Origin of the sequence: Caulobacter segnis (assembly GCF_003243465.1) — a bacterium.
In the GTDB taxonomy this organism is placed as follows: domain Bacteria; phylum Pseudomonadota; class Alphaproteobacteria; order Caulobacterales; family Caulobacteraceae; genus Caulobacter; species Caulobacter segnis_A.
The window spans coordinates 1-7,117 of sequence record NZ_QFQZ01000130.1; the positions used below are offsets into that span (position 1 = coordinate 1).

The 7,117-nt window shown below is 62.8% G+C and carries 7 protein-coding genes and 1 pseudogene; 1 reads left to right on the forward strand and 7 read right to left on the reverse strand.

What is annotated here, in order from left to right; all coding sequences use genetic code 11:
* Positions 1-245 precede the first annotated feature (245 nt).
* The 3 genes from DI526_RS22630 to DI526_RS22640 form a co-directional block, all read right to left on the reverse strand.
* A complete protein-coding gene (locus DI526_RS22630; protein ID WP_304283069.1) occupies positions 246-794 on the reverse strand; it encodes a hypothetical protein in 549 nt (182 codons plus the stop codon).
* Positions 795-1,055: 261 nt separating this feature from the next.
* Positions 1,056-1,445 carry a hypothetical protein gene (locus tag DI526_RS22635; RefSeq protein WP_304283072.1) on the reverse strand — a complete coding sequence of 130 codons (390 nt, stop codon included), beginning with the start codon at positions 1,443-1,445 and terminating at the stop codon, positions 1,056-1,058.
* Between the two features lie 817 nt (positions 1,446-2,262).
* Entirely contained in the window at positions 2,263-2,718 is a 456-nt protein-coding gene (locus DI526_RS22640; protein WP_304283088.1) for a plasmid partitioning protein RepB C-terminal domain-containing protein, read from the reverse strand.
* On the opposite strand from DI526_RS22640, the pseudogene DI526_RS22645 reads away from it, so the two are divergent.
* A pseudogene (locus DI526_RS22645) lies at positions 2,659-3,642 on the forward strand (IS3 family transposase); the annotation flags it as partial. The gene DI526_RS22640 and the pseudogene DI526_RS22645 sit on opposite strands and share 60 nt — an antisense overlap.
* A 144-nt stretch (positions 3,643-3,786) precedes the next feature.
* Here the strand turns inward: DI526_RS22645 and tnpB are convergent.
* The 4 genes from tnpB to DI526_RS22665 form a co-directional block, all read right to left on the reverse strand.
* The gene (gene tnpB, locus DI526_RS22650; RefSeq protein ID WP_304283076.1) at positions 3,787-4,143 is read right to left on the reverse strand and encodes an IS66 family insertion sequence element accessory protein TnpB; all 357 of its coding nucleotides are present in this window, start codon (positions 4,141-4,143) and stop codon (positions 3,787-3,789) included.
* Positions 4,140-4,538 (reverse strand): transposase, encoded by a 399-nt coding sequence (locus tag DI526_RS22655; RefSeq protein ID WP_304283079.1) that lies wholly within the window; start codon positions 4,536-4,538, stop codon positions 4,140-4,142. The genes tnpB and DI526_RS22655 overlap by 4 nt, the downstream gene beginning before the upstream one ends.
* A 360-nt stretch (positions 4,539-4,898) precedes the next feature.
* Positions 4,899-5,960 (reverse strand): IS110 family transposase, encoded by a 1,062-nt coding sequence (locus tag DI526_RS22660; RefSeq protein WP_299008486.1) that lies wholly within the window; start codon positions 5,958-5,960, stop codon positions 4,899-4,901.
* Positions 5,961-6,374: 414 nt separating this feature from the next.
* The coding region (locus DI526_RS22665) for a hypothetical protein (protein WP_304283086.1) at positions 6,375-7,117 on the reverse strand (743 nt) is incomplete at its 5' end.

Here is a 7,117-nt window from a genome sequence, read left to right on the forward strand (position 1 = left end):
CCTTCGTCACTTCGACGAGACCAAAACCCTCCTCTAAACGGAACCCTCAATCTGTCTCATGGGCGCTGACGGCGGACACCTAGGAGCAGGCTAACCAAAGGTCGCCTGAGGGTGGTTGGAAAGCATCAGAGTTTTCGAGCTGAATCAGCAGAGCCGCGCCAATAGCTGACGTCAGCTCATCTCCGGAAACTCGCTCCTCACACTTCGCCGTGCCTAGGCGAGATAACTCTACTGACCCCAGAGGTCTAAAACTCTACGCCGATTGCCGGGTAGACGATCCGGCGCGGCATCGCGCCGCCAAATCGATATCCTTCATTGATGATCACCCACGGCAGCATCACGCGTGGCTGGGACTGGCGAAAGCCGGGCAAGGATGAGAACCCTTGGACGTTTTCGGAGTGGTGCCAGACGGCGAATTTTACGACGTCTTCGAGTTCGAGATAGTAGCCAGCGTGGGCTTTGACCCGCTCAAATCGTACTCGACCACACGATACCTCAGTGTCGCCGCGTCGCTCGACGATGTCGAAATGATTGTGCTTGTTGTTAAGCCGGTTCGTGAAGGAGATAGCTTTTCCAATATAGGCGATGCGTCGGCCCTCAGCCTGCCGCCAGTGATTTCGCAGCATCGCGTAGAGGCCACCATGCCCCGCCCAGCTGGAAGGCACGCTAAACTCTGGGTCTTCCGGATTCCATATCTTCGGCCGCGACCAAGTGATGACGGCTCGACGATAGTAGAATCTACCGGACGGACCGCTGATCGCTTCCACATCGGCCCAGAGATCTAAATATTTCATCAGCCCCCTCGCCCCCTACTCGTCCGAAAATACATCTGACGCATGCCATCAGCGATCGTTCCACGGCGTCAAACTTAGGGCATTCGATCGGTTGGAATAGCGGCCTTCAAGGCTGAGCTTGTTCACGCGAACTCCTTCCTCCATCGCCATGTTTGGGCTCGCCAAATGCCGACCTGTTGGCACCGACATGGAAGAACTCGCATGCTCTTGGGCCCTGTAGCCATCTGCTCAACTAGCTGCTGGACCGGGTTAGACCCGTGCCTACCAACCGTCGTAGGCCTCAAAGAGGGCCGTCACGCGCGGGTCGAGATCATCTGGATCTTCCCCGATCTCCGGGGGGCGTTCGGAGGGCTGCCCAAATAAGGTGGCGGCCGCCGAATAGACGAACTTCTGAGCTGCGGCGAGCTCATCCTTCGACATGGCCTTGCGTGACAGGTGGATCACCAAGGCCGCGCTGACGAAGGACTGGAACGCCGCCTGCTGGGCGAAATACTGGTAGTTCTTCACGCCGCGCCTGGTGATCAGCATCTCGATGTAGTCCGCCATAGGCACGCCGATCTTCTCTGCGTCCAAGCGCGCGCGGTCGATCGTGTCGGGATGGACTCGGACCGACAACGGCACCTTCCCATTTTTTCGCACGCTTGCGGCCATGAGGCGCCTCTCAACCCGGTGTGTATGCCATGGCATACCACCTAAGTATTTGAAAATCAATGGAACAGGGGGGGCGGTATGCCATGGCATACCACCTCCTGCAAATTTTTCGATATACATTCCAATAACTTAGGACAAGCGCAGCTGTGCGTAACGTGCCCTACCCTTATGGCGGACCGTTTTTCTCTGAGGGTCACGGGAAAAATGCGGGTAGTCAGGGTATTTGCCCTGGGCCTCGTGGCCTTACTAGCGCCAGCGGAATCAGCGCCCATAATCGACAGGTGAGCAATGCGCGCGTCACTAGGTGAATGTCCATCGGGCAGTATTTTTAGGGCGTCGGCGATGAACAGGGCGCGTGAACTGGCGGCCACGGGCGCTCGGCTATTCGGTGCAGAACCCAGACCGACGTAGCCACGACCAAGATCCTGCTCGGCCAGCAGGACGACGGGCCGCATGGAGCCGGGAGCGAACCCCAGACGTCGATCCTCGCCCCTCCGGCGAGGCTAGCCGGCTGAAGTTACGCCCTGCCCTTCCGGCGCATAAGGGGGTCAGCTTATTATGGCGATTATGCTCTCGGAGATCCGGTAGACGCCGCTGCCCCAATCTCCTCACGCCAACACCCATGAACGGCCAGCGCCACGTGGTTGGCCGTCCAGTTGATCGGTGTACAAAGGCCGCGGCCCGGCCTGCCATATGACGGCAGGCCTAGCGGGCTTAAGCGGGTTCGCCGCCGCCCCCGCCACCGCCCTTGATCCGCCCCTCCGGCGGCTTCTCCGACGGTCCCGGCGCTTTCGGGTCCCGGTCCCCATCCTCTAGATCACGCCGCGGCTTGGACCTGATCCAACGAAGCCGCGGCGACGATCGATCTGAAGTTTTCGAGTATCTCGGGGTGCCGAACGGCTAGGAACCGTTCGACTTCGCGCTTGGAAAGCAGCCGCTCCAGGAAGCCGGCTGCGATCACCAGCAGGAGCATGTCGTCGCCATAGGTGGCTTCGAGTTCTTTGTAATCGTGGGTGACGGACGCCATCTCCCGCTCCAGCCGCGCCATCTGCTCGGTGGTGAGCCCGGTCGCCTTCTTCAGGTCCTCCGGGCGATGCAGGTCCGCCGACTTGGTGGTCGCTAGCAGGGCCTTGGCGTAGTTGATGCTGTAGTTGTTGGTGTCCCCCGTCAGCACCAATGGCACAGATTTGAGGTTGTGAGTTAAGGAGGATCTGGGCTTCGTCGCCCCGCATCCGAGAAGCTGGAGATCATCAGGATCGTCGAGCAGTCGCACCTGCCGGCCAAGCGCACGCTGGACCAGCTGGGCATCCCCCGCCGGACCTTCTACCGCTGGTACGACCGCTACCTCGACGGCGGGCCTGAAGCCCTGGAGGATCGGCCTTCGGCGCCGAGCAGGGTGTGGAACCGCATCAGCGACGACATCCAGGGCCAGATCGTCGAGATGGCGCTGGAACACAGCGAGCTGTCCCCGCGCGAGTTGGCGGTGCGATTTACCGATGAACGTCAGTATTTTGTCTCCGAGGCCACGGTCTACCGGCTGCTCAAGGCCCACGACCTGATCACCAGCCCAGCCTTCGTCGTGATCAAGGCCGCCGACGCCTTCCACACCAAGACCACGCGGCCGAACGAGATGTGGCAGACGGACTTCACCTACTTCAAGATCATCGGGTGGGGCTGGATGTATCTGTCGACCGTGCTCGACGACTTCTCGCGCTACATTATCGCCTGGAAGCTGTGCGCCAACATGCGCGCGCAGGACGTCACCGACACGCTGGACCTGGCCTTGGCGGCTTCTGGCTGCGACAGCGCCAAGGTGGTGCACAAGCCCCGGCTGCTCAGCGACAACGGCCCCAGCTACATCGCCGACGAGCTGGCTCAATACATCGAGGCCAACAAGATGAGCCATGTACGTGGCGCCCCGATGCATCCCCAGACCCAGGGCAAGATCGAACGCTGGCACCAGACCCTGAAGAACCGCATCCTGCTGGAGAACTACTTCCTGCCCGGCGACCTGGAGGCTCAGATCGAGGCCTTCGTCGAGCACTACAACCACCAGCGCTACCACGAGAGCCTGGCCAACGTGACCCCGGCCGACGCCTACTTCGGCAGGGCCGCCGCCATCATCAAACGGCGCGAAAGGGTCAAGCGACAGACCCTCGAATATCGGCGCTTGCTGCACCGCAAGCTGGCCGCCTAACATTAGCCCCCAGACCAGGCCCGCTCTCCGCTAATTTACGCCCCCATCTGCGCCAAATGTCCTGACGACGGACATACAGCATGTTCGCGCACGTCTGTGGCGCCCCCGCGAACGACTTGAGTCAACGTGCCGCAGCGGTTCAGATCAGCCAGCCGCCAGGGGCGTGCGCGTGCGTTGAGACCGATGAACGCGCCGCCAGTCCAGGCCCTCCAACAGGGCGCCAAGCTGGGCGGCGGTGAGCCGGATCGCGCCGTCCTGGACCTTGGGCCAGCGGAACTCGCCCTCTTCGAGCCGCTTGGCGTAGAGGCATAGGCCCGTACCGGCCCAGAAGATCAGCTTGATCCGGTCGGCCCGCTTGGCGCGAAAGACGAAGATGGCGCCGCCGAAGGGGTCGGCGCGCATCTCCTCGCGCACCAGGGCCGCCAGGCCTTCAGCGCCTTTGCGAAAGTCCACCGGCTTGGTCGCCACCAGCACCCGGACCGCGCCCGATGGGCCGATCACCTTTGCGCCTTCAGCGCGCCGATCACCGCCACCACGGTCTTGGCCGAGGCGTCCGAGCCGACCCGGACCACCACGCCGTCGATCTCAAGCTCAATGCCGCCTCGGCGCGGGCGACGCGTCTTGCGACGGGGCGGCGACGGTTCGGGCTTTACGGGCTCGACTACGACCGGGGCGAACATCGGCTCGGCGCTCTGCGCAGCCGGCGTGCGGAATGTTCTTCGCCAGGTGAACAGCTGCGTCGGCGAAAGCCCGTAGCGCCGCGCAACCGCGCACGCCGTCTCCAGGCCGCTGTAGCTCTCGGCCACAATCTGGCGCTTGGCCTCTTCCGACCAGCTCGGGCGCTGGCCCGCGCCCGTGAAGATCTCCACCCGACGGACAGTAACCGTCTCCGTCATGGCATCGTCAGATGGCATCGTCATGGAACTAAGCTCGCCCTAGATCAGGGCGCGCACCATCCGAGGAACGCGGCGCCGGCGCTAGGTGGGGTCCAGGCTCCGCTTACGACGAACGCGGAAACCTGACTCTTCTGTATGGACCGGCTGCGGATCACAACTGCGGACGCGCGGATTTCTGGAAGTCGCTCATATGTATCCGGCCTACTGGTCGGCTCGCGGGCCGTGGCCTTGATGGGAGTACGCTCGCACCGTTGATCTCATTAGCCGATAGGTCTCGTTAGAGCCCGAAGAGTCACCAGATTCAGGTGCGTTTATCGATCCGTTCCATGCTTCTGCAGTCGCGAACTTGTCGGTTGAAATCTATATCGCTGGCATCTCCTGGAGATGGACGTCGAAGGCGCGTCGGTTTTGCAGGACGCTCCAGCTGATGCGCGCCAGCTTGTTGGCCAACGCGGTCGCCAGCTTGTTGCGGTGAAGGCGAGTGGCCGCCTGCTCGAGCCACGGCCCAAAGCTGAACCGCTCCCACGTTTGCGGTCGCATGAGGAGCACGCGCGCGGCTTGGATGAACAGCATGCGCAGGTATTTGTCGCCGCGTTTGGAAATGCGTCCGAGGATGGAGCGCCCGCCGGTGCTGTACTGCTTGGGGACCAAGCCGAGCCACGCGCCGAAATCTCTTCCACGTTCGAAGGCTTCGCCATCGCCGACGGCCGCCACCATTGCGGTCGAGATGATCGGCCCCACACCTGGCACGCTCATCAACAGCCGGCAGTTCGGCTCTTGTTGAGCCACGCGCTCGATGTCGGCGGTGATGCTCTCGATCCGCTCATCCAGCCAGAGCCAGTCCTCGTAGAGCCCAACGATCAGATCGGCCATGCGCGGCGAGATCTCGTCTTGGCGGTTCTTCAGGATATCGAACAACGAGTTGCGCAGCGCCCTGGCGCCGGCGCGCACGGCGATGCCCTGTTCAATCAGGAAAGAGCGGATCTGGTTGATCGTCGCGGTGCGGCGAGAGACCAGACGCGATCGAATGCGGTGATAGGCTTGAAGGTCGAGCTCGGCCTGGGTCTTCTGCCGCACCGTCCGGAGGTTCGGCCGCGTTGCAGCTTCGGCGATGGCTTCGGCGTCATTGTAGTCGTTCTTCTGACCCTTGCGGAACGGCTTCACATAGATGGCCGGGATGATCCGCGGGTCATGGCCCAAAGCTCTCAGCGTCCGACTGACGAAGTGGGCGCTGAGGCATGCCTCCATGCCGACGACGCACGGCGGCAGCTTCTTGAACGTGTCGGCCAGCGCCAGGCGCTTTATCTTCCGACGGAAAACCACCTTGCCGTCGCAAAAACCGACGAGGTGGAACACCTCCTTACCGATGTCGATGCCGATCACAGACGGCGCAGGCGCGCCTTCAATGCTACTGGTTTCCATGACTGCTCTCCTGTTGAGGCGGGTGACAGTCCTTGAAGACTAGCCCTCCCGGGGAGCAGCCGGTCCATCCCATTATCTGACCTTCGGAAGGGCCGCATGTGGGGCGGCCATTTGAAGACGGCGGCGATCATCGGTTCATGAAGTCGCGACCGTATAGGCCAAGCGCCAGAAGGGACACGAGGACCAAGCTGAAACGAAACTGTTTGAAGATGGGCCCCGGCGAAGGCGCGAAGCCCGACAGGGGTGGCGCCACTCGGCAATGGGTGCTCGATGACGCGGCTAGCGGCTCGCCTTGGGGCATCCCATCAGCAGTGAACTCGTCCTCTCGCACATGAGCCAAGGTCGGCTCGTGGCGCCAGACAGATGCTCGCTCAGCCCAGGCGCGATGGCGCGCCTTGGCTGAGCGCTTCGAGTTCATCGATCCGCGTTGAACCGCGCGATCATCACCTTGCCGACTTCATCCATGGCGGCTGAAACGTCCTTGCTCCAGGCGACCGGATCGACTGTGACCTGGTAAGTGCGGGTCTTCTGGCCGCCAAAGCCGCCCAGCACGCCGATGGCGCTGGCGACGCCGTCGCTGAGCTTGCTGCCCCGGGTCGTGGTGTCGTCGGCCGACAGGATGGAGTCCGGCATGACGATCGGGCTGGTCAGGGCGTAGCGCTGGCGATGGCCCAGGTCCGAATATGTCGACTTGGCCTGGGGCGTCAGGACCCACAGCTGGGTGTCGACGGGCAGCAGCGCGACATTGGCCTTGCTCTTCACGCGAGCGGTCGGGGGACGCATGCCCAGTACACCCCGGCCCCGCGCCTCGATCTCGGCGAAGTCGACGACCATGCGGACACCTAGGATGCCGGCGTTCAGCTCCTTCATGGCCATCTCCTCGGGCACCTGCGAGCCCGTGGTGGTCATGGTGTCGCCCATGGCCTTGGCGCGGCCGTCCAGTGGCGTGAAGTAGAACTTGTAGCCGGGCGGCGAATAGAAGCCGCTGCGGTTGGCCCCGCCGCGGATATACGGCGCGGGCTTGGCCATGTTCATCAGCCGCTGCAGGCCGGGGCTGCGGGCCACGGCGTCCTGAAGAGGGATGATGGTCACGCCGGTGGCGGCCAGCTCCTCGACGAACTTGGCGTAATAGGCGTTGGTGATCGCCTGCATGTCCT